This is a genomic window from Pseudomonas sp. GW821-FHT09A09 (assembly GCF_059418405.1).
In genome coordinates this window covers 232,514-253,141 of the sequence record NZ_JBWKPU010000001.1, presented here as the reverse complement: position 1 = coordinate 253,141, position 20,628 = coordinate 232,514, and the positions used below count along the sequence as shown (strand labels likewise).

At 60.6% G+C, this 20,628-nt stretch carries 21 protein-coding genes and 1 tRNA gene; 12 read left to right on the top strand and 10 right to left on the bottom strand.

Annotated elements, in window-relative coordinates; genetic code table 11:
* Window position 1: 1 nt before the first annotated feature.
* Together AC07OV_RS01140 and AC07OV_RS01135 are read left to right on the top strand one after the other, a co-directional pair.
* Complete coding sequence (locus AC07OV_RS01140; protein ID WP_176997286.1) at window positions 2-787, top strand: divergent polysaccharide deacetylase family protein; 786 nt, start codon at window positions 2-4, stop codon at window positions 785-787.
* A 63-nt stretch (window positions 788-850) separates the two neighbouring features.
* Window positions 851-2,143 (top strand): Vps62-related protein, encoded by a 1,293-nt coding sequence (locus tag AC07OV_RS01135; protein ID WP_494996163.1) that lies wholly within the window; start codon window positions 851-853, stop codon window positions 2,141-2,143.
* Here AC07OV_RS01135 and AC07OV_RS01130 read toward each other — a convergent pair.
* The 7 genes from AC07OV_RS01130 to AC07OV_RS01100 form a co-directional block, all read right to left on the bottom strand.
* The gene (locus AC07OV_RS01130) at window positions 2,096-2,851 is read right to left on the bottom strand and encodes a substrate-binding periplasmic protein (RefSeq protein WP_494996162.1); all 756 of its coding nucleotides are present in this window, start codon (window positions 2,849-2,851) and stop codon (window positions 2,096-2,098) included. The two genes, AC07OV_RS01135 and AC07OV_RS01130, sit on opposite strands and share 48 nt — an antisense overlap.
* 66 nt (window positions 2,852-2,917) lie before the next feature.
* Window positions 2,918-3,688 (bottom strand): imidazole glycerol phosphate synthase subunit HisF, encoded by a 771-nt coding sequence (gene hisF, locus AC07OV_RS01125; protein ID WP_016972251.1) that lies wholly within the window; start codon window positions 3,686-3,688, stop codon window positions 2,918-2,920.
* Window positions 3,689-3,697: 9 nt separating this feature from the next.
* The gene (hisA, locus tag AC07OV_RS01120) at window positions 3,698-4,435 is read right to left on the bottom strand and encodes a 1-(5-phosphoribosyl)-5-[(5-phosphoribosylamino)methylideneamino]imidazole-4-carboxamide isomerase (RefSeq protein WP_008435688.1); all 738 of its coding nucleotides are present in this window, start codon (window positions 4,433-4,435) and stop codon (window positions 3,698-3,700) included.
* 39 nt (window positions 4,436-4,474) lie between these two features.
* Complete coding sequence (locus AC07OV_RS01115; RefSeq protein WP_176997289.1) at window positions 4,475-4,732, bottom strand: DUF2164 domain-containing protein; 258 nt, start codon at window positions 4,730-4,732, stop codon at window positions 4,475-4,477.
* Window positions 4,733-5,371 (bottom strand): imidazole glycerol phosphate synthase subunit HisH, encoded by a 639-nt coding sequence (gene hisH, locus AC07OV_RS01110; RefSeq protein WP_494996160.1) that lies wholly within the window; start codon window positions 5,369-5,371, stop codon window positions 4,733-4,735. It lies immediately after the preceding gene.
* Window positions 5,371-5,964, bottom strand: coding sequence for an imidazoleglycerol-phosphate dehydratase HisB (hisB, locus tag AC07OV_RS01105; protein WP_017849940.1), 594 nt, complete (start codon window positions 5,962-5,964; stop codon window positions 5,371-5,373). The genes hisH and hisB overlap by 1 nt, the downstream gene beginning before the upstream one ends.
* Before the next feature lie 248 nt (window positions 5,965-6,212).
* On the bottom strand, window positions 6,213-7,874 hold the full coding sequence (locus AC07OV_RS01100) for an OFA family MFS transporter (RefSeq protein ID WP_176997291.1): 1,662 nt from the start codon (window positions 7,872-7,874) through the stop codon (window positions 6,213-6,215).
* Between the two features lie 326 nt (window positions 7,875-8,200).
* On the opposite strand from AC07OV_RS01100, the gene AC07OV_RS01095 reads away from it, so the two are divergent.
* The 7 genes from AC07OV_RS01095 (at window position 8,201) to AC07OV_RS01065 (ending at window position 13,480) form a co-directional block, all read left to right on the top strand.
* Entirely contained in the window at window positions 8,201-10,411 is a 2,211-nt protein-coding gene (locus AC07OV_RS01095; RefSeq protein ID WP_494996158.1) for an AsmA family protein, read from the top strand.
* Entirely contained in the window at window positions 10,408-11,475 is a 1,068-nt protein-coding gene (gene mutY / locus AC07OV_RS01090; protein ID WP_495091304.1) for an A/G-specific adenine glycosylase, read from the top strand. Before AC07OV_RS01095 ends, mutY begins: the two co-directional genes overlap by 4 nt.
* The gene (locus AC07OV_RS01085) at window positions 11,472-11,744 is read left to right on the top strand and encodes an oxidative damage protection protein (RefSeq protein WP_176997294.1); all 273 of its coding nucleotides are present in this window, start codon (window positions 11,472-11,474) and stop codon (window positions 11,742-11,744) included. The genes mutY and AC07OV_RS01085 overlap by 4 nt, the downstream gene beginning before the upstream one ends.
* 103 nt (window positions 11,745-11,847) lie before the next feature.
* Window positions 11,848-11,923 (top strand) — tRNA-Phe (locus AC07OV_RS01080).
* Between the two features lie 330 nt (window positions 11,924-12,253).
* Complete coding sequence (locus AC07OV_RS01075) at window positions 12,254-12,715, top strand: DUF4234 domain-containing protein (protein ID WP_494996156.1); 462 nt, start codon at window positions 12,254-12,256, stop codon at window positions 12,713-12,715.
* Between the two features lie 52 nt (window positions 12,716-12,767).
* Window positions 12,768-13,067, top strand: a complete 300-nt coding sequence (locus AC07OV_RS01070; protein WP_494996155.1) for a hypothetical protein — start codon at window positions 12,768-12,770, stop codon at window positions 13,065-13,067.
* 92 nt (window positions 13,068-13,159) lie between these two features.
* Window positions 13,160-13,480, top strand: a complete 321-nt coding sequence (locus tag AC07OV_RS01065; protein WP_494996154.1) for a hypothetical protein — start codon at window positions 13,160-13,162, stop codon at window positions 13,478-13,480.
* Between the two features lie 108 nt (window positions 13,481-13,588).
* Here AC07OV_RS01065 and AC07OV_RS01060 read toward each other — a convergent pair whose 3' ends face one another.
* Together AC07OV_RS01060 and AC07OV_RS01055 are read right to left on the bottom strand one after the other, a co-directional pair.
* A complete protein-coding gene (locus AC07OV_RS01060; RefSeq protein ID WP_495091303.1) occupies window positions 13,589-15,196 on the bottom strand; it encodes an ArnT family glycosyltransferase in 1,608 nt (535 codons plus the stop codon).
* Between the two features lie 87 nt (window positions 15,197-15,283).
* Window positions 15,284-16,249 carry an arsenic resistance protein gene (locus tag AC07OV_RS01055; protein ID WP_495091302.1) on the bottom strand — a complete coding sequence of 322 codons (966 nt, stop codon included), beginning with the start codon at window positions 16,247-16,249 and terminating at the stop codon, window positions 15,284-15,286.
* Between the two features lie 172 nt (window positions 16,250-16,421).
* Between AC07OV_RS01055 and AC07OV_RS01050 the strand changes: the two genes are divergently transcribed.
* Both AC07OV_RS01050 and AC07OV_RS01045 read left to right on the top strand, forming a co-directional pair.
* Window positions 16,422-17,342 carry an alpha/beta hydrolase family protein gene (locus AC07OV_RS01050; protein ID WP_495091301.1) on the top strand — a complete coding sequence of 307 codons (921 nt, stop codon included), beginning with the start codon at window positions 16,422-16,424 and terminating at the stop codon, window positions 17,340-17,342.
* Window positions 17,343-17,412: 70 nt separating this feature from the next.
* Window positions 17,413-17,820: a hypothetical protein gene (locus AC07OV_RS01045; RefSeq protein ID WP_494996150.1), complete on the top strand. Its 408-nt coding sequence runs from the start codon at window positions 17,413-17,415 to the stop codon at window positions 17,818-17,820.
* 78 nt (window positions 17,821-17,898) lie between these two features.
* On the opposite strand, the gene gabP is transcribed toward AC07OV_RS01045, so the two are convergent.
* The gene (gene gabP / locus AC07OV_RS01040; protein WP_176997305.1) at window positions 17,899-19,290 is read right to left on the bottom strand and encodes a GABA permease; all 1,392 of its coding nucleotides are present in this window, start codon (window positions 19,288-19,290) and stop codon (window positions 17,899-17,901) included.
* 555 nt (window positions 19,291-19,845) lie between these two features.
* On the opposite strand from gabP, the gene AC07OV_RS01035 reads away from it, so the two are divergent.
* The gene (locus AC07OV_RS01035) at window positions 19,846-20,619 is read left to right on the top strand and encodes an ABC transporter ATP-binding protein (RefSeq protein ID WP_010213906.1); all 774 of its coding nucleotides are present in this window, start codon (window positions 19,846-19,848) and stop codon (window positions 20,617-20,619) included.
* Window positions 20,620-20,628 lie beyond the last annotated feature (9 nt).

Sequence of the window (20,628 nt, the reverse complement as noted above, 5' to 3'; positions counted from 1 at the left end):
TATGCGTTTTGCCCTGATCATCGCTGTGCTGTGCAGCCTGGCCGGAGTCGCCCATGCGACCCCGGCCGGCGAGCCTCACAAAGCCTACCTCACCCTGATCATCGACGACCTGGGGCAGAACCTGCCCCGGGATCGGCGCGTGCTGGCCCTGCCTGGGCCGGTGACCACGGCGATCATGCCCGACACACCCCACGCCGCCGAATTTGCCCGCGAAGCGCACAAGGCCGGCAAGATCGTGATCCTGCACATGCCCATGGACCCGGCTACCGGCCCGTTCGCCTGGCACCCCGACCTGCCCATCGAAGAGCTTGGCAAACGCCTGGACGCCGCGTTCAAGGCAGTGCCCTACACCGCTGGCATCAACAACCACATGGGCAGCCGCATGACTGCGCAACCCGAGGCGATGGCGTGGTTGATGGCCGAGCTGCAACGGCGCAACAAGTTCTTTGTCGACAGCCGTACCAGCGCGCAGACCGTCGCGGCCGCCGAGGCCCAGAAAATTGGCCTGGCGCACGTCTCACGGGACGTGTTCCTGGATGACGAACGCACGGAAGCAGCGATCACCACGCAACTGCAGACGGCTATCAAGCTGGCCCACAAACAGGGTTCAGCCGTCATGATCGGCCATCCCTACCCCCAGACCCTCGCAGTGCTGGAGCGTGAGCTGCCCAAACTCAAGGACCAGGGCGTTGACTGGATCGACATCAAGTTAATGATCAGCGTGCGCAGCAACCAGGCGATGGCGGCACATGGAAAAAACGGCACCTACCTTCCGGCGCGTAGATAGATACCACTCGGCGACACCCGCCCTGCTCGATAGTTGAGGCTTCAATCAACTGGAGAGCCCTCCATGAAGCCTCTGCAATTCAACGACCTGCTCATCAGCTTCACCAGCGAGTTTCTGCCCCTGTGGAATGACAAAGGGTCGAATGCGCACAATGCCGTCAGCCTTTGGCGGCCCAGCGCAACATCCGACGCGCTGAGCTCGTTCTTCTCCCTGGGGGATGTTGCGGTCGGTCATTACCGCAATATCAATCAGAACAAAGTCGTCGCGCTGGTCAGCGATGCCAACAAAACCGACGGCACCGCCCTGCGTCCGCCAGTCGATTACCAACTGGTATGGCATGACGAGGGAACCGGTGCGCGAAACAATGCGTCCATCTGGCGCCCACTGCCGCCCGAAGGCTACGTGGCGATGGGGCTGGTGTTCGGGGTCGATTACGACAAGCCTTCACGTCACGCCGTGCGTTGTATCAGGGAAGACCTGGTGATAGCGGCTCAAGCAGGCGATCTGATCTGGAACGACAAAGGCAGCGGTTCCACCAACGACTTGAGCCTCTGGTCGACCGCCCTTCCTGACGCCCCCACCGGCGAACTCTACCTGGCGCCGGGTACATTCATCGGCACAGACAGTTATGCCAAGACGGGCCTTGCCGCCTATTCGCTGCGCCTGGCGCTCACTGCGCAGCTCAGCGACTTACCACCGCCGCCCGCGCTCCTCGGGCATGAAAGCCCTGCGCAGGAAGAAAGCACCTACGCGCCTCAAGTGTGCGAACTGCCGTGGTTCTGCGTAAAAGACCCGGAGCTGACCGCGATTGAACAGCTCGAGTCGTCGCCGAGTTATCGGCTGGAGCGTATCGATCGGCACTTGCTCGCAGGGTTTGGGCATAACACCGATGCAACCAGCCAGCCGTTCATGTGGACAGCCACCAAAGGTGAGCTGGGTGGGAATGTAAAAGCATTGGCAGCCAACACCAGCGTGGAACTTGGCAAGGAATGGCCTGCTGGCGAGCATGTCTTTGAATTGAGTTTTTCGGCGCATCTGGGTCGAGAGTTCACCCATACACTGCGCTCGGCAAAAGGCTGGAGCCATGCAGCGCCACTGGAAATCATCACGTACGTGCCGCCGAAAAAAGCCGTTGCGGCTTACCTTCTGCACAGTGAGTATCGCTTGCTGCGTCAGGATGGCAGCCAGGTATCAGGCACCGTCAGCTACACCAATGGCGACCATGTGTACATGAGCGAATCCTCCAACGTTGAGCCAATGCCCGAAGAGGTAACGCCACCGATTGAGATGCCTCAGGCAGTGCCGGAGCTAGAGGTAACGGGCCATGATCTGATCGACAACCCCCTCGCCCCGTAACTGATCGAGCGCCGCCTGCAGCTTCGCGACCAGGTCATCCGGCACGTCTTTGTTCAGCGCGAGGTACAACTGGGCACTGTTGAAACGCAACACGGTTTTCAGTTCGGTCACCCCAACCTGACGGGCCAGGTAACGGCCTGCCGGATCACCGGTAGCCCACAGGTCGATCTGACCGTCCACCAGCTTTTGCGCGTTGTCCTGGTCGCGCAGTGCGACGATCGGGTTGAGGCCCTGCTTTTCCAGGGTCTCGGCGATAGCGTCACCTTTATAGGCGCCAATCTTGTAGCGGCGGGCGTGCTCCAGGTCCGCCAGCTGGATCTTGCTGTCGGCCTTGGCCAACATCACCCAATCGTCCGGGCCAATGGGGCCGACCCATTTGAACAGGGCTTCACGGTCCGGCAGGCGGGCCATCACGAACACGCCGTAACCCGGTTTTTCCAAGGCGAGCTTATAGATTCGCTCCCAAGGGAAGCGCAGGGTGAGGTTGTAGGAAACGCCGGCGCGCTTGAAGGTCTCGCGCACGATGTCCACGGCGATGCCTTCGATGTTCTCTTCCTTGGCGAAGTTCTTGCCGTTTTTCGCCATGTTGTAAGGCGGGAAGTTTTCCGTCAGCAACACCAGGGCGGCGTCAGACGGTTCTTCGGCATGGGCTGAACCCGCCAAAAGCAGGGAGGTACTGGCGAGGGCAAGCAGCAGGTGTTTGAACATGAAGGTTACCGAAATCCATGGCAAGCGCAGAGAGTGCCCCGCGCCTGCCATGGTGTCCAGCAGCGTTTAGCGAACGACGATACCGCGTGCCGCCATGTAGGCCTTGGCCTCGGGCACGGTGTATTCGCCAAAGTGGAAAATGCTCGCAGCCAGTACGGCGCTGGCATGGCCTTCGGTCACGCCGTCGGCCAGGTGCTGCAGGTTGCCGACGCCACCGGAGGCGATCACCGGGATGCCCAGCGCGTCGCTGATGGCGCGGGTCACGCCCAGGTCGAAGCCGTTTTTCATGCCGTCCTGGTCCATGCTGGTCAGCAGGATTTCACCGGCGCCCAAACCTTCCATCTTCATCGCCCACTCCACCGCGTCCAGGCCGGTCGGCTTGCGACCGCCGTGGGTGAAGATCTCCCAGCGCGGGGTTTCGCCCGGGCCGGAAACCTTCTTGGCGTCAATGGCAACGACGATGCATTGGGAGCCGAAGTGCTGCGCGGCTTCGCCGACAAACTCCGGGTTGAATACTGCCGCCGTGTTGATCGAGACCTTGTCCGCGCCGGCATTGAGCAGGTTGCGGATGTCTTGCACGGTGCGCACGCCACCGCCCACGGTCAGCGGAATGAAGACCTGGCTGGCCATGCGCTCCACGGTATGCAGCGTGGTGTCGCGACCGTCGACGCTGGCGGTGATGTCGAGAAAGGTAATCTCGTCGGCACCTTGCTCATCGTAGCGACGGGCGATTTCCACCGGGTCACCGGCATCGCGGATATTCTCGAACTTGACGCCCTTGACCACGCGACCGTTGTCGACGTCCAGGCAAGGGATGATGCGTTTGGCCAGCGCCATGGTCAGTCCTCAGCCGTTGTAGGCGTCGCAGTAAGCCTGGGCTTCGGCGACGTCCAGGGTGCCTTCGTAGATCGCGCGGCCGGTGATGGCGCCGATGATGCCGGGCGCCTTGGCGTCCAGCAGCGACTTGATGTCACCCAAGTTGTGAATACCACCGGAAGCGATCACCGGAATCCTGGTCGCGGCCGCCAGGGCAGCGGTGAACGGTACGTTGCAGCCCTGCATCATGCCGTCTTTGGCGATGTCGGTATAAACGATGGCCGAGACGCCATCGGCTTCGAACTGCTTGGCCAGGTCGATCACCTGCACGGTGCTGATCTCAGCCCAGCCGTCGGTGGCGACAAAACCGTCCTTGGCGTCCAGGCCAACGATGACCTTGCCCGGAAACGCGCGGCAGGCTTCGGCGACGAAGGCCGGGTCTTTGACCGCCTTGGTGCCGATGATCACGTAGCTCACGCCCGCCTTGACGTAGTGTTCGATGGTTTCCAGGGAGCGGATACCGCCGCCGATCTGGATCGGCAGGTTCGGGTAGCGCTTGGCGATAGCGGTGACCACTTCGCCATTGACTGGCTGGCCTTCGAAGGCGCCGTTCAAGTCCACCAGATGCAGGCGACGGCAGCCCCCTTCTACCCATTTGGCAGCCATGCTCACCGGGTCATCGGAGAACACGGTGGAATCTTCCATGCGGCCTTGGCGCAGGCGTACACAAGCGCCGTCCTTGAGATCGATAGCGGGGATAATCAGCATCTGGCAAACCTTATTCGATATTCAGCAATGCTTGGGAAATCAGGGTTTCTCAAGCGACCACAGGTCGCTTTCGATGCTTTCGAACCTTTCTTTAAGGAGCGTCTGCGTGTCGAAAATCGCCCTGTTGTAATAGTGCGGCGCAACTTCGGTGGTAAACAGCTCAAGAATCTCGGCGACCTCGAACGAGCCCAGGCTGAGCTCGAAGCGGTCTTCCATGAAGCGCTTGATCTTCTGCGTAGCCTCACGCTCCTGTTCGGGCGTGAGGTTCAGGATCGGCAGCTTCGGCTTCCTGGCCATCTACCAGCGACCGTCCCAAGCCGCGAAGTTCTGCAGCAATTGCAGGCCATGGGTATGGCTCTTCTCCGGGTGGAACTGCACGGCAAAGCGCGAACCTTCGGCCAGTGCGGCGGCAAAATCGACGCCGTAATGCCCGCCACCCACTACCTGGCGCGGGTTACCGGCGGCGATGTAGTAGCTGTGCACGAAGTAGAAACGCGCCAGGTCTGGAATGTCGTGCCACAGCGGGTGATCCACTGTCTGGCTGACTTCGTTCCAGCCCATGTGTGGGACTTTCAGGTGGGCGCCGTCTTCGTGCAGGTCCTTGCCGAAGAACTTCACCTGGCCCGGGAACAGGCCGATGCAGTCGACGCCGTCGTTCTCTTCACTGCGATCGAGCAAGGCTTGCATGCCCACGCAGATGCCGAGGAACGGACGGTCCTGGCTGACTTCGCGCACCAGGCTGTCAAAGCCCAGGCGGCGGATCTCGGCCATGCAATCGCGAATCGCGCCAACGCCGGGGAATACCACCCGGTCGGCTTCGCGAATCACGTTGGCATCGCTGGTGATCAGCACCTTGCCGGCACCTACGTGCTCGAGGGCCTTGGCCACCGAGTGCAGGTTACCCATGCCGTAATCGATAACCGCGACCGTCTGCATTACAGGACGCCCTTGGTCGAAGGCATTTGCCCGGCCATGCGCTCATCCAGCTCCACAGCCATGCGCAGCGCGCGGCCGAAAGCCTTGAACACGGTTTCGATCTGGTGGTGGGTGTTGGTGCCGCGCAGGTTGTCGATGTGCAGGCTGACGAGTGCGTGGTTGACGAAACCCTGGAAGAATTCCTGGAACAGGTCGACGTCGAAGCCGCCCACGGTGGCGCGGGTGTAGGGCACGTGCATCTGCAGGCCTGGGCGGCCGGAGAAGTCGATGACCACACGCGACAGCGCTTCGTCCAGCGGGACATAGGCGTGGCCGTAACGGCGGATGCCTTTCTTGTCGCCGATAGCCTTGGCAAACGCCTGGCCGAGGGTGATGCCCACGTCTTCCACCGTGTGGTGGTCGTCGATGTGCAGGTCGCCCTTGCTGACGATATCCAGGTCGATCAGCCCGTGACGGGCGATCTGGTCCAGCATGTGCTCAAGAAAAGGTACACCGATATCAAATCGGGCCTTTCCGGTGCCATCCAGGTTGATCGAGGCTTTGATCTGGGTTTCCAGAGTGTCGCGCTCGACGGACGCCTTACGTTCGGCCATCACCAGCTCCGCAAAATCATTGGGCGAAAAAGGCAGCCATTATAGGGGCGCGGGCGCCAAACAGAAACATCGAAGGGGATAAGACTGACGAGTTGAAGCGAGGAATGTCGGGGATAGACATGTGCGTACAACCCCCAACAGGTACAACCTGACCCCGTAGGAGCCGGCTTGCCGGCGATGGCGTCCGTGAGGTCAATGACAATCTCGCGAATGCATCGCCGGCAAGCCGGCTCCTACAGGGGTTTACATCAGTGGAACAGTACGGCGGTTTTCTGCAGGGTGACCCACACGCCCCACGCCAACGGGATACCTACCACCAGCCAGGCCGCAATGGCCAATGGCACGCTGCCGGATGCGGCTTTCCACTCCAGGGAGGTAGTGGCATCCGCGCCTTTGTCGTGGCCCAGCGCCTGTTCGGCGGCCAGTTCGGCGTCGGTCATGAAGTACTTGTCGGCCACTGGGCGAACCAGCAGGTTGCAGAGGAAGCCCAGCACCAGCAGGCCTGCCAGGATGTACAGGGTGATGTCGTAGGCGGCGGCGCGTTCAACGCCGATGCTCAGTTGATATTCACGCAGGTAGTTCACCAGCACCGGGCCCAGTACGCCCGCAGCAGCCCAGGCCGTCAGCAGGCGGCCGTGGATCGCGCCCACCATCTGGGTGCCGAACAGGTCGGCCAGGTAAGCCGGAACGGTCGCAAAACCACCGCCGTACATCGACAGGATGATGCAGAACGCCGCCACGAACAGCGCCACGTTGCCCAGGTGCCCCAGGTTCGGGATCAGCGCGTACAGGGCAAAGCCCAGGGCGAAGAACACGAAATAGGTGTTTTTACGGCCCAGGTAGTCGGAGAACGACGCCCAGAAGAACCGGCCACCGATGTTGAACAGGCTCAACAGACCGGTGAAGCCCGCCGCGATCGCCGCGATGGACGCCAGTTGACCGGCGTCCAGCTGGCCGAACGGCACATCCACGCCCAGCAGCTTGCCGCCGAACACTTCCTGCAGCAGGGGCGAGGCCATGCCGAGGATACCGATACCGGCGGAAACGTTCAGGCACAGCACCAGCCATACCAGGCGGAACTGCGGGGTTTTCCAGGCCACGTTCACGTGGACGTGGCGGTGGGTGATCATCGCGTTGCTGGCTTTTTTCGCCGGAGCGGTCCAGCCCTCAGGCTTCCAGCCAGTCGGCGGAACACGGTAGGACAACGCGCCACCGATCATGAACACGAAGTAGATCGCAGCCATCACCAGAAAGCTCTGCCAAACGCCGACGCTGGTTGGCGTTGCGAAGTGGCCCATCAGCGCTGCCGCCAGGGGAGCACCGACCATCGCACCGCCGCCGAAGCCCATGATCGCCATGCCAGTGGCCATGCCGCGCTTGTCCGGGAACCACTTGATCAGGGTCGACACCGGCGAAATGTAGCCCAGGCCCAGACCGATACCGCCAATGACGCCGGAGCCGATCCACATCAGCCAGATCTGGTGGGTGTAGATACCCAGCGCCGAGATCAACAGGCCGCCACACCAGCACAGCGCCGATACAACGCCCGCCTTGCGTGGCCCGGCATGTTCCAGCCAGCCGCCCCAGATCGCTGCCGAGCAGCCCAGGAAGATGAAGAACAGGGTGTAGATCCAGCCCAGCATGGAGATGGGCCAGTCGCATTGGGACGAGAAGACTTGCGCGATGAAGCTCATGTCCGGCGCACAGGCGACCGGCGCAGTAATGCCCAGTGCCTTGGACAGCGGCAGCCAGAACACCGAGAAGCCATAGGCCATGCCGATGCACAGGTGAATGGCCAGGGCGGCCGGTGGAACCAGCCAGCGGTTGAAGCCCGGCTTGGCGATGATGCGCTCCTTGGACAGGAACGCAGGCTGTGCGGCAGTATGGCCTGCCGCAGTGCTAGTGCTCATTGGTGTTTCCCCCAGTTATTAGTATGTGTCCGTCAGGCGCTCTCTCCCTCGACCTTGCACGCAAAGCGTTGGCCGTTGTTGTTGAGTAAAGCTCCTTTTAAACGCGACGCTATGTCGCAGACGACAGACGAACCTGCGCAGATTAGCACCAGTGGATGACAGAAAAACCAAACTGATATCACCTTTTTCGGGAAATCTGTTTTGTTTGACGCCAGAATCCCGTTCCCCGGGCGCTGGATACAATGTAACGATCCGGGCACTGACGTGAGCCGTCGGGCGTTATACTCTGCGGCTAAATTTTGAATTCGACATACAAGGACTCGCCCATGAAAGCGTTCGGCAAAATCCTGGGTCTGGTACTTCTCGGGCTGTTGCTGATCATTGTGGCCCTGGGCTTTGCCCTGACCCACCTCTTCGATCCCAACGACTACAAAGACGAGATTCGCCAGATTGCCCGCGACAAGGCCCACATCGAGCTGACGCTCAATGGCGATATCGGCTGGAGCCTGTTCCCCTGGCTGGGCCTGGAGTTGCATGAAGCCAGCGTGGCGACCATGACCAACCCGACCCAACCGTTCGCCGACCTGCAGATGCTCGGCCTGTCCGTGCGCGTGCTGCCGCTGTTGCGCCGCGAAGTGCAGATGAGCGACGTCCGCGTAGAGGGCCTGAACCTGCGCCTGAGCCGCGACAAGCAAGGCCACGGCAACTGGGAAGACATCGGCAAGAACGTGACCGAGACCACCGCCGGCGCGCCCACGCCTGCTGAGAAACCTGCCGAAGCCGAGCCGGAGAAACCGCCGAAGCCGATCCGCCTGGACATCGACAGCCTGACCATCAACAACGCCCGCGTTGAATACAACGATGAGCAGACCGGCAAGCAATACAGCGCCGAAAGCATCCAGTTGAGCGCCGGCGCCGTACACGAAGGCGCCAGCATCCCGCTGAAGCTCACCGCCTTCCTGGGCACCAACCAGCCGCTGATGCGCGTCAAGACCGAGCTGAACGGCAACTTGCGCATCCAGCGAGCCCTCAAGCGCTACCAGTTCGAAGACATGAAGCTCAGCGGCGAAGCCACCGGCGAGCCTCTGCAAGGCAAGACTGTGACCTTCTCCACCCAGGGCCAGTTGCTGGTAGACCTGGCGGCCAACATTGCCGAATGGACCAACCTCAAGCTGTCGGCCAACCAGCTGCGCGCCTTGGGCGAAGTGAAGGTCAATGACCTGAACAAAACCCCGCAAGTGAGTGGCGCCCTGTCCATTGCCCAGTTCGACCTGGCCAAGTTCCTCGACAGCATCGGCCACCCGCTACCGGCCATGGCCGAAGGCAGCCTGAGCAAAGTCGAACTGGTCAGCCGCCTCAAGGGCACGCCCACCAGCGTGGCCCTGGAAGACTTGAACCTTAAGCTCGATGGCAGCACCTTCACCGGCCGCGTCGCTGTGGATGATTTCGCCAAGCAGTCCCTGCGCGTGCAACTCAAGGGCGACACCTTCAACGCCGACAACTACCTGCCGGCCAAGTCCGAGTCCGCCAAGGGCGCCAGCGCCGCACGCCAGGCCGAAGTGCAGAACAGTGAAGCCGGCGCCATGGCGGCCGGTGGCACCACACCGTTGCCAGACGCACCGACCAAAGGCGCCTGGAGCACTGACAAGCTGCTGCCCCTGACACGCTTGCGCACCCTGGATGTGAACGCCGATTTGTCCTTCGGCCAGCTGACCCTGAGCAAACTGCCGATCCAGAACGCCGCACTGAAAGCCTCCGGCATCGATGGTCAGCTCAAGCTCGACACCCTCAGTGGCGGGCTCTATAACGGCACCTTCCAGGCCAACGGTTCGCTCGATGTACGCCAGGACATTCCGGTACTCGCGCTGCAAAGCCATATCAAGCAAGTGCCGGTTGAACGCATCCTGCAGGCCCAAGGGCAGAACCCGCCGGTGAAGGGCCAGATCACCCTCGACAGCAACCTGACCGGCCGTGGCAACAGCCAGAAGGCACTGATCGACAGCCTCAACGGTACGGCAAGCTTTGTGATCAACAACGGCGTGCTGCTCAACGCCAACCTTGAACAGCAACTGTGCACGGGCATCGCCCTGCTCAACCGCAAGACATTGAGCACCACGCCGCAAGGCAAGGACACCCCGTTCCAGGAATTGCGCGGCAACCTGACGTTCCGCAATGGCGTGGCCAACAACCCGGACCTGAAAGTCCGCATCCCTGGCCTGACTGTCAACGGCAACGGCGACGTCGACCTGCGCGTGCTGGGCATGGACTACCGCGTTGGCATCATCGTCGAAGGCGACCAGCGCGACGTGCCAGACCCGGCTTGCCAGGTAGGCTCCAACTTCCAGAACATCGAAGTGCCGCTGCGCTGCCGCGGCCCGCTGGAACTGGGCGCCAAGGCTTGCCGACTGGACAAGGACGGCTTGACGCAGGTCGCCATCAAGGCCGCGGGCAACAAGCTCAGCGACAAGCTGGAAGAGAAGCTCGACAAGGTCAACCCGCAACTTAAAGACGCTTTGAAGGGCCTGTTCAAGCGATGAGAAACGAGCAGTTTTCAACGGCGGTGCTGGACTGGTACGACCGCCACGGTCGCCATGACCTGCCCTGGCAACAGGGCATCACGCCCTACCGGGTGTGGGTCTCGGAGATCATGCTGCAACAGACCCAGGTGAGCACCGTGCTCAATTACTTCGACCGTTTCATGGCCTCGCTGCCGACGGTCGAAGCCCTGGCTGCCGCGCCGGAAGATGAAGTGCTGCACCTGTGGACCGGCCTGGGTTACTACACCCGGGCGCGCAACCTGCAGAAGACCGCCAAGATCGTGGTGGCCGAGTACGGCGGCGAGTTTCCCAAGAACGTCGAGAAGCTTACCGAGCTGCCTGGCATCGGCCTGTCCACGGCAGGCGCGATCGCCAGCCTGAGCATGGGCCTGCGGGCGCCGATCCTCGACGGCAACGTCAAGCGCGTGCTGGCGCGCTTTACGGCGCAGGAGGGTTACCCAGGCGAGCCGAAGGTGGCCAAGCAGCTGTGGGCCACCGCAGAGCGCTTCACGCCCCATGATCGCGTCAACGCCTACACCCAGGCGATGATGGACATGGGCGCCACTCTCTGCACCCGCAGCAAGCCCAGCTGCCTGCTGTGCCCGCTGGAAAAAGGCTGCGAAGCCCACATGCTCGGCCTGGAGACGCGCTACCCGATCCCCAAGCCGCGCAAGACCATCCCGCAAAAACGCACACTGATGCCGATGCTGGCCAATGCCGAGGGCGCGATCCTGCTTTACCGTCGCCCGTCCACCGGCCTGTGGGGCGGCCTGTGGAGTTTACCGGAGCTGGATGACCTGCAAGACCTGGAACACCTCGCCCACCAGCACGCGCTGGAACTGGGCACGCAACAGGAACTGCCGGGGCTCATCCACACCTTCAGCCACTTCCAGCTGGCCATCGAGCCCTGGCTGGTGCGGGTGGAGGAAAGCGCCCATCACGTGGCCGAGGCCGACTGGCTCTGGTATAACCTCGCCACCCCGCCGCGCCTGGGCCTTGCCGCCCCGGTGAAAAAACTGCTGAAGCGCGCGGCCGATGTATTGAATGCAGGAGAGTCGTCATGACCCGCACCGTAATGTGCCGCAAGTACAAAGAAGAATTGCCAGGCCTGGAACGCCCTCCGTATCCGGGCGCCAAGGGCCAGGATGTGTTCGATCACGTCTCCGCCCAGGCGTGGGCCGACTGGCTGAAACACCAGACCCTGCTGATCAACGAAAAACGCCTGAACATGATGAATGCCGAAGATCGTAAATATCTGGCAGGCGAGATGGACAAGTTCTTTTCCGGCGAAGATTACGCCAAGGCCGATGGCTACGTTCCACCTGCTCAATAATTGATCAAAAACCGGGGTCAGCACGTAAGCGACGGTAATAATTAAATATTTTTCGAAAACTTGCTTGACGACCCCCTGAAAAACCCGTTTAATGCGCCCCGTTGCCCAGATAGCTCAGTCGGTAGAGCAGGGGATTGAAAATCCCCGTGTCGGCGGTTCGATTCCGTCTCTGGGCACCACCTTCAGCTTTCAGGTGGTGTAAACATCACGTGAAAGCACACAGAAAACCCGCCTAGTGCGGGTTTTTTGTTGCCTGCGATTTGCTGCCATTCAATGGCACAACCTATGCCGCCGAATAGTGGCGTCGTGATATGATTCAAAATATGCCAAGGCCGGCGAGTCACACTATGCGGATGCATCCCCTCCTGTAACCGTCAGCCACTGCATATTATTCGCGAAGGCAAAACGACGGGTTTAGACATTTTCATGCCTCCCCCCTCCCTTCAAAAAGCTGCAGCCCTTCGCGAACCCACTTCGAAGCCTCTCGACGCCATAAACACGGAAGAGTTATGTCCACCATCAACGAATTGAAAGACAAAATCGACACCAAGACCCTCAACATGGTCTTGCTGTCAGTAGCCACGGCGGGCCTCTACCTACTTCTCTGGTTGTACAAAAGCAATCTGATTCTTAGCGAAACCACAAAAACCCGGGTAGTCGACAACACCTACATCATCTGGCTCGCGGTGTGTCTTGGCATGGGTGGTGCGCTCTCCGGAACGGATAACGTGTTGCTGAGTGCTATTGCGTTGATTCTGCTCATCGCCTCCAACGTGATGTACATCGTGTGGGCATTCAAGGCTAAAAACGCACTGTCTGAATACGCCCTCAGCGAACATAAAATCGACCTGCGGATGAACGCGCTCTACACCTTCTTCCTGAATATTTTCTACATCAACTACTGCATCAACGACCTGCCGGAAGAACAGAGAAAGCAAAATATTCTGCGCGGCCACACCCAACAGGCTTAAGACTTCACAGGGCGCGGGTCTGCGCCCGGCACGCCGTCTCAAGGAGCCCGAGATGAAGCGCACACCCCCACACCTCACAATGGCATTGACACTGCTCGCATCGCTGTTTTGCCTTGGCACTGCTCACGCAGCCAATGAAGAGCTGGCCCAAGAGGTGAAGGAGAGCATGCAGGAGACGTGGGACAAGGACACGTCACCCGGTGAAAACAAGATCAAAGACCTGACCTTGATCAGCAGGGGCAAAAACAAATATCGCGGTTTGGTTGAGGTCGATGGCCCGGACGGTCACGAGACCTTGAGCGTGGATGTCATGGTCGACGAAGACAATTTAATTTGGGAAATCGCCGACTGACACCTGCGCAACCCCACACCAATTGTTTCACAACACCCAGGGATACGCGGCCCGACGTATCACTTACCCGTTTGGGCACATGGAGAGAAAAAATGGCATACACATCAATTATTTTCAAAAACCCGAACACAGGCGCTATGAAAGAAGCTCCTGTAGGTTTTTCGTGGACAACCTTCTTTTTCGGTTGTTTCCCGGCACTGTTTCGCGGCGACCTGAAATACGGCCTGATTCAGTTCGTGATTGCAATGTTCACGATGGGGCTGAGCAATATCGTGTTTGCCTTCCTCTACAACACGTTCTACATCAAGGATCTGATTGGCCAAGGCTTCCAGGCACAATCCATTGGCAGTGGCGATTTCAACTTCGCCTCGGCGAAAATCGGCATGCAGATCCCCGTGCTCCCAGCGGCCTGATCCATAGCCGAGCGGCGCACGCGCCAACAAAAAAGCCTGTTTATCACAGGCTTTTTTGTTGGCCGAAATTTCAAACCGCGATGATCAACACCGCTCAATGCCACGCGCCTACTTGAGTAAGAACACCATCAGCGGATTGTCATTGAGCCGGCCCTCGAAGTTCGGCGCCTGCTGCTCCATTGGCGTCCCGCTCAACAGTGCGGCCTCCTTGCGCGACACAATGACCCACGATGGCCGAGGCAGCGTCGCCAGCTTCTCAAGCTCAGTACGCCCGACAAACAGCGGCTGCTCATCGTGATCCAGGTTCATCATGTAGCGCACCGCCCAGGTGTCTCGACCCAAGTCGACAAACACCAACGGCCCGGGTGTCGATACGCGAAGCGCTTCGACCTGGCCGACAAACTGTCGCGTATCGAATTGCAGGTCCTTGGACGGCTCTACCACTGTCACCAACAACAACCATTGCGCCGCCAGTGCGATCAGGCTGAGCCACACCAACCGGCCTACCTGCCGCCACGCAATCAACGCCGCGACTTGCAGGACCACCAACACCCCAATCAGCAGCGGCAACGAAACGTCAGGCCAGTAACCATGCTTCTGCCACCCATGACGGCAGATAAACACCACAACCACGCACAACGCCGGTAGCGCGGCGACAAGCCATTCATAGCATCGGCGCACGCCAATCAACCAGCCTTGCGCCTGGAGCAGCCCATAGGCGGCGACAGCGGCAAACATCGGGACCATCGGCAGGATGTAGTAGGCGCGCTTGAAGTGCGGCACCGACAGCCCGAGCAGAATCATCAGGCCGCAAGCGCCGAGGCGCAGCATCAGTTGCAGATCATTATTTGCCCACCGCTCAGGCCAACGATGACGCAGCGCAATCAACGTGGCCAACGCCAGCGGCACTACCGGGAAATAGCGATACAGGCTCAGTTGGAAGTAGAAGTAGAACGGCTCGCCAATTTCATCCAGGCGCCCTCCTACCTGCATCTTGTACACGGCATCGGCAAAGGCATCGCCGCCACTGATGCGCGCCAGCTTCATCAAGGCCCACCAACACGCCGCGAGCAAAGCCAAACCGACGACCCCGTGGATCAACACCTGCTTGACCCGCTCCCCGGGCTTGCCCAACGCCCAGTACACACACACCACGCCGCAAACCTCGATCAACCCCAACGGCCCGCGAATCGCAAACGCCAGGACAAACAGCGGGAACACCGCCAACTGCCTCAAGCGCGAACCCAGGCGCTCACCACTGTGCAGCAGGTAGAAACTGCCCACACACAGCAGCGCGACCATCTGATCCAGACACACCGAGCGCGATTTTTCGAGCAGTTGAGTCGTGAGCAACGTCAACAAGACGGTGAGCAGCGCCCAAGGGCGACCGGACGGCGCCAGCAAGCGATAGATCAGAGCAACCACGCCCGCCGAAGCGAGTGCCGTGGGCAGCACGTTCGCCAAGTGGTTAGGTGCGCCAAACAGGCGGGCAAATACAAAGCTGAAGAAGGTCGCGGCGCCGGGATAGTCCGCGTAGGGCTGGCCGTAGGTGGTGGGGAAAAGGCTCGCGCCATGGCGAAACATTTCCTGCAGGAACAGCGCCCAGCGCCCGTCAAACCCTTGGGGCTGCTGGTCCCAGATGCCCAGGGTAAACAGCAACAAAGCAATCAGGAAAATGCCCAGAGACTCCAGGCGAAAGCGGTTGCGGTGGTCCATCGGCTGTCCTTTCAGGTTGGGTGCGCTGACGCATGTTGCCGATGGCAACCCTGAATAACGCCTGAACAAACCCGAACAATTGCGGGTTTACCGACCTGCGGGCCACACGAGCATCGGAATCAACCGGATGTAGAGTAGCTCTCCCACCAGCTCAACGAGGGTTTGCAGGATCACCACCGTTGCGGCCACCCCACGCACGTCCTCGGGCAAGGCCAACGCCAGCGGCAACACCACCAGCGAGTTGCGAGTGGACGCGCTGAACGTCACCGCCCGCGCCGTCGTCGCAGGCAGTGCAAACAGTCGCGAAGCCAGCACCCCCATCAACGGCGCCAGCAGCAAGAAACCGATGTACACCGGGACCACTGGCAACAACAGGGCGATATCCCGCACCACCGAGGTGATCTGCGAGCCAATCACCACAAACAACACAAACGCCATGGCCGGTACCGGCAGCCAGGCCCAGGCGTCGTTCCACGCATTGATAACCCTGGATCGCCGCGCCAGGGACGTGGTCAGCACCGCCAACACCATGGGCACCACAATGAGCAGCAGAAACGCCTCGACAAATGGCCCGACCGCCACCACCACCTCCGATTCCGCCCCCAGCATGAAACCCAGGTACACCGGCAACAGCAGCAGTTGCAGCAGCAACAGCACCGGCGTCGCCGCCAACATCAATCGCGAATCGCCCTTGCCGATATGGGTGAACACCACCACGTAGTCGATACACGGCGTGAGCAACACCAGCAAAGCCCCGACCAGCAGCGCCGGGCGCTCCACGAGCCCACGGGTCAGTACCCAGACCAGCAACGGCACAAGAATGAAGTTGGCCAGCAACAGGGCGGATATGAAGCGCTTGTTACTCAACCCTTCGCGCAAATCGAGAAAGGGGATCTGCAGGAACATGGCGTACATCAACAGGGCGATAGCCGGCGTGGCCAGCATGCCGAGACCATGGGCCACAGAAGGGACAAGCAGGCCGAACAGGACGGCCAGGAAGACGGTGGCGAAGTAGACGGGGATCTGATTGCGCTCGAGGGTGTCGCGGGTCATTGGCTGACTCTGCTGGATCGAAAGAACATCAGCCTAAGCATCCAACAGGTCGAGGTCGAGCAACGTCCATTTTTTTGCGCAAAGACTCCGCCAAATTTGCTAATTTCGGGAACTGATAAAAAGCGCGCGGGCCTTCAAACCCACATCGAAAGCGTACATACCGAGCCGCCCTATGAATCTGCCAGCCCAACCTGCCCCCGAAACATTTCGCGAGCCCGCTGCCGATGGTCACCTCCTTGGTGGTTTCACATGGCGCCATGTCCGCACAGACATGACGCGCCCCGTCGTGATCATCAACGCCGCCACCTCCGTGCGTTGCCGCCACTACTCACGCTTCGCGGACTACCTATTTGCCAACGGCTTTGACGTCATCACGTTCGACTACCGTGGCATCGGCGAATCACGGGCCGGCTCGCTGCGGCGGTTCAAGGCGTCATGGTCGGATTGGGGCGTGCTGGATTTCGAGGCGATGCTTCAGCGCGCGAAGCGGGAGTTTCCCGGGCAGCCGATTGATGTGGTCGCTCACAGCTTTGGCGGGTGCGCCGCGGGGCTGGGCGCCTCGGGGGCGGTGATTCGGCGGATCGTGACAGTGGGCGCGCAGTTCGCCTACTGGCGCGACTACCAGGCGAGCGGGCGCTGGAAAATGTTCGGCAAGTGGCATGTGGTGATGCCACTGGTGACAGCCGTGTGCGGCTACTTTCCCGGCAAGCGCATGGGCTGGCTGGAAGACACACCAGCCGGCGTGGTACGGGACTGGAGCACGCCAACGCCCACCTATGAAACGCGGCCCAGCGGGCGTGCCTTGGGCGACCTGCCCTTCGCCCGGGTGAAGGCACAGGTACTGGCGATCAGCATCACCGACGACCCATTCGGAACGGTGGCGGCTGTCGACCGCTTGCTGGGGTATTTCAAGAACAGCGAACGAACTCACCTGCGCATCGCCCCGCAGGACATTGGCGAAAAAGAGGTCGGGCATTTCGCGTTTTTCCGCAGCCAGTATCAGGACCGTTTGTGGCCGATCGCACTGGCGTGGTTGCAACAGGGTGAGCTGGCGCACGGCACGCCCGGGCGCCGGGTGACGGAACGCATCTAGAAGCCCTTGGGATTTAGGCCAACCTGCGCTTCAATACACCACCCAGATCCAGACTCAGGACGTTGAGCCCATGGCCTCGCCGAACAAGCAGCAAAAACGCGCCCACCGGGCAAAGGCCAAGGCCAAGCAGAACCGCACCCAACGCGCCGTCGCGACCAAGCCGGATGCCTTTGCCGGCGATGACAGCCGCATTGACCTTGAGTCGGTGGATTTGACCGAGTTGTTCGTAGAGATGCGCACCGCCAGCGAGATCAGCCAGCAGGCACTGTGCGCCGCATTCTTGTCCCACCCGTTGCTGGCCGTGGTGTTGGAGCAGGAGGGCGAAGAGGAGGCCACCGATTTCATTCTGGCGGCGTTGATCGAGTACCGGCAGTGGGCCACCGACACCGAGGATGAAGCCGCGGCGCTGGCATGGATTGAGTCGCCGCAGTTCCAGGCGGACTACGTCGCAGCCTCCCAGGCCCTGACACAACCCTAACCCTGTAGGAGCCGGACTTGCCGGCGATAGGGCCCTTGAGGACGCCATCGCCGGCAAGCCGGCTCCTACAGTGAGGTGTCAATTAAGTACCGCAGCACCCACGCGCTGGGCCTTGCGACGGCTCGCCACAATCAGCCCCGCCGCCACCACCAACACGCTCAAAATCCCGGTCGCGATGATCTCGACCCGGTGCGCTTCCTGGAACAGCATGATGGTCAGCGTGCCCACGATGAACACCATCACCGCGTAGGTCAGGCCTGGGAACAGCCACATTTTGAAGACAATCTTCTCACCGGCCGCCGTGCGCTTCTGGCGCATGCGCAGTTGCGAGACCGCGATCACCAGGTACACCAGCAGCGCGATGGCGCCGGAGCTGGCCAGCAGGAATTCAAACACTGCAGCAGGCGCCACGTAGTTGGCGAATACCGCCAGGAACGCTGCACCGGTCGACAGCAGAACCGCCCAGTAAGGCGTGCCGCTCTTGTTGGTGCGCTTGGCGACGGCCGGGGCGTCACCGCGACGACCCAAAGAGAACAGCATGCGCGAGGCGGTGTACAACGCCGAGTTAAGGCAGCTGGTCACGGCCACCAGGACCACCAGGTCGACAATCAACTTGGCATTCGGGATGCCCATGCGTTCCAGCACAGTCTGGTAGGAACCCACGGCTGCCAGGGTCGGATCGTTCCATGGCACCAGGGACACCACGATGAAGATCGACAGCAGGTAGAACAAACCAATCCGCCAGATCACCGAGTTGGTGGCCTTGGTGATTTGCTGGCCCGGGTTCTTCGACTCGGCGGCCGCGATGGTCACAATCTCGGTGCCCATGAAGGAGAACATGGTGGTCAGGATGGCGGCCAATACCGCGCCCATGCCGTTTGGCATGAAGCCTTGGGTGTCGAACAGGTGCGAAACGCCGCTGACCTGGCTGGTTGGCAGGAAGCCGAAAATCGCGGCCAGGCCGAGAATCACGAAGCCTACGATTGCCACGACCTTGATCAGTGCAAACCAGAACTCGAACTCGCCGTAGTTCTTCACGCTGAACAGGTTGGTGGCCGTCAGCAACAAGGTAATGACCAGGGTAAACACCCAGATGGCCACATCAGGAAACCAGGCATGCAGGATGGTTGCAGCGGCGTTGGCTTCCAATGGAATCACCAACACCCAGAACCACCAGTACAGCCAGCCTATGGTGAAACCGGCCCAGTGACCGATCGCGCGGTCGGCATAAGTAGAGAACGAACCGGTGTCGGGAGACGCCACGGCCATTTCGGCCAGCATGCGCATCACCAGCACCACCAGGGTGCCCGCTGCGGCGTACGCCAGCAGTACGGCGGGCCCGGCGGCAGCAATCGCGTGGCCGGAGCCGACAAACAAACCGGCACCAATAACGCCGGCAATCGACAGCATGGTGACGTGACGCGGTTTGAGCCCCTGTTCGAGGTCATTGGAGCTTTGCGTACTACTCATTGACACACCTTTGCGAGGAATTGCGAAAACGGTCCGCCCGGCCTGCAGTCTTTCTCGTGAAAAGAATCCAACAGGGCGTTCTTTATTTTTTACGCAAGATTTGCGCCAAAATGTTACAGAGCCGCGATTGACGCGGGCTGCAGCGCACTTCAACAGCAATCGCAAGTCATTGAGAACAATGGCATTCCGCTATAGCGTTACCGTGCGACCCACTTTAAAGACGAACGAGCGCACCAAAAACACACACAAAAAGTACGTGACGCCCCATAAAAGGGCTGATACGTACCGTTTGCCCGGTTAACCCTTCCAACACCCGTCCAAAGCTGGCACCATCGCGCCCTTTTTTACGCGAAACCTGCGGGTTTTCGGGTTCAAACGGCTGTTTGGTTGTTGATGGCGCGACACGCTGCTGTGCCGATGCGACACCCTGCCGCAGACCACCCGCTTACCGTCCGCAGCGCTGTTGGCTGTCATCCAAACGCTATGCTAGCTTGGCGCCTCGCCAGGAAGGCGGCCCAACAGCGAAGAACGCAACGAACACATTGAGGACCCCACATGGCTGAGGCCACGCCCGCGCTTGAAATCCGCAACTTGCATAAACGCTATGGTGAGCTGGAGGTACTTAAAGGTATCTCGCTGACCGCTCGCGACGGCGACGTGATCTCGATCCTGGGTTCCTCCGGTTCCGGCAAGTCCACCTTCCTGCGCTGCATCAACCTGCTGGAAAACCCGCACCAGGGCCAGATCCTGGTGGCCGGCGAAGAACTCAAGCTCAAGGCCGCCAAGAACGGCGAGTTGATGGCCGCCGACGGCAAACAGATCAACCGCCTGCGCAGCGAAATCGGTTTTGTGTTTCAAAACTTTAACCTGTGGCCGCACATGAGCATCCTCGACAACATCATCGAGGCCCCTCGCCGTGTGCTCGGCCAGAGCAAGGCCGAAGCCATTGAAGTCGCCGAAGCCCTGCTGGCCAAGGTCGGCATCGCCGACAAGCGCCACGCCTACCCCGCGCAATTGTCCGGCGGCCAGCAACAACGGGCGGCCATCGCACGCACCCTGGCGATGCAGCCCAAGGTCATCCTGTTTGACGAGCCCACTTCCGCCCTTGACCCGGAAATGGTCCAGGAAGTACTTAATGTGATCCGCGCGCTGGCCGAAGAAGGCCGCACCATGCTGCTGGTCACCCATGAGATGGGCTTTGCCCGCCAGGTTTCCAGCGAGGTGGTGTTCCTGCACCAGGGCCTGGTCGAAGAGCAAGGATCGCCACAGCAGGTGTTTGAAAACCCGCTTTCGGCGCGCTGCAAACAATTCATGTCCAGCAACCGCTAACGGAGCAAC

What these genes read in the sequence shown, in the direction of transcription:
- AC07OV_RS01140 (WP_176997286.1), top strand. Translation starts at nt 2, where the DNA reads ATGCGTTTTGCCCTGATCATCGCTGTGCTGTGCAGCCTGGCCGGAGTC.
- AC07OV_RS01135 (WP_494996163.1), top strand. Translation starts at nt 851, where the DNA reads ATGAAGCCTCTGCAATTCAACGACCTGCTCATCAGCTTCACCAGCGAG.
- AC07OV_RS01130 (WP_494996162.1), bottom strand. Translation starts at nt 2,851, where the DNA reads ATGTTCAAACACCTGCTGCTTGCCCTCGCCAGTACCTCCCTGCTTTTG.
- hisF (WP_016972251.1), bottom strand. Translation starts at nt 3,688, where the DNA reads ATGGCGCTGGCCAAACGCATCATCCCTTGCCTGGACGTCGACAACGGT.
- hisA (WP_008435688.1), bottom strand. Translation starts at nt 4,435, where the DNA reads ATGCTGATTATCCCCGCTATCGATCTCAAGGACGGCGCTTGTGTACGC.
- AC07OV_RS01115 (WP_176997289.1), bottom strand. Translation starts at nt 4,732, where the DNA reads ATGGCCAGGAAGCCGAAGCTGCCGATCCTGAACCTCACGCCCGAACAG.
- hisH (WP_494996160.1), bottom strand. Translation starts at nt 5,371, where the DNA reads ATGCAGACGGTCGCGGTTATCGATTACGGCATGGGTAACCTGCACTCG.
- hisB (WP_017849940.1), bottom strand. Translation starts at nt 5,964, where the DNA reads ATGGCCGAACGTAAGGCGTCCGTCGAGCGCGACACTCTGGAAACCCAG.
- AC07OV_RS01100 (WP_176997291.1), bottom strand. Translation starts at nt 7,874, where the DNA reads ATGAGCACTAGCACTGCGGCAGGCCATACTGCCGCACAGCCTGCGTTC.
- AC07OV_RS01095 (WP_494996158.1), top strand. Translation starts at nt 8,201, where the DNA reads ATGAAAGCGTTCGGCAAAATCCTGGGTCTGGTACTTCTCGGGCTGTTG.
- mutY (WP_495091304.1), top strand. Translation starts at nt 10,408, where the DNA reads ATGAGAAACGAGCAGTTTTCAACGGCGGTGCTGGACTGGTACGACCGC.
- AC07OV_RS01085 (WP_176997294.1), top strand. Translation starts at nt 11,472, where the DNA reads ATGACCCGCACCGTAATGTGCCGCAAGTACAAAGAAGAATTGCCAGGC.
- AC07OV_RS01075 (WP_494996156.1), top strand. Translation starts at nt 12,254, where the DNA reads ATGTCCACCATCAACGAATTGAAAGACAAAATCGACACCAAGACCCTC.
- AC07OV_RS01070 (WP_494996155.1), top strand. Translation starts at nt 12,768, where the DNA reads ATGAAGCGCACACCCCCACACCTCACAATGGCATTGACACTGCTCGCA.
- AC07OV_RS01065 (WP_494996154.1), top strand. Translation starts at nt 13,160, where the DNA reads ATGGCATACACATCAATTATTTTCAAAAACCCGAACACAGGCGCTATG.
- AC07OV_RS01060 (WP_495091303.1), bottom strand. Translation starts at nt 15,196, where the DNA reads ATGGACCACCGCAACCGCTTTCGCCTGGAGTCTCTGGGCATTTTCCTG.
- AC07OV_RS01055 (WP_495091302.1), bottom strand. Translation starts at nt 16,249, where the DNA reads ATGACCCGCGACACCCTCGAGCGCAATCAGATCCCCGTCTACTTCGCC.
- AC07OV_RS01050 (WP_495091301.1), top strand. Translation starts at nt 16,422, where the DNA reads ATGAATCTGCCAGCCCAACCTGCCCCCGAAACATTTCGCGAGCCCGCT.
- AC07OV_RS01045 (WP_494996150.1), top strand. Translation starts at nt 17,413, where the DNA reads ATGGCCTCGCCGAACAAGCAGCAAAAACGCGCCCACCGGGCAAAGGCC.
- gabP (WP_176997305.1), bottom strand. Translation starts at nt 19,290, where the DNA reads ATGAGTAGTACGCAAAGCTCCAATGACCTCGAACAGGGGCTCAAACCG.
- AC07OV_RS01035 (WP_010213906.1), top strand. Translation starts at nt 19,846, where the DNA reads ATGGCTGAGGCCACGCCCGCGCTTGAAATCCGCAACTTGCATAAACGC.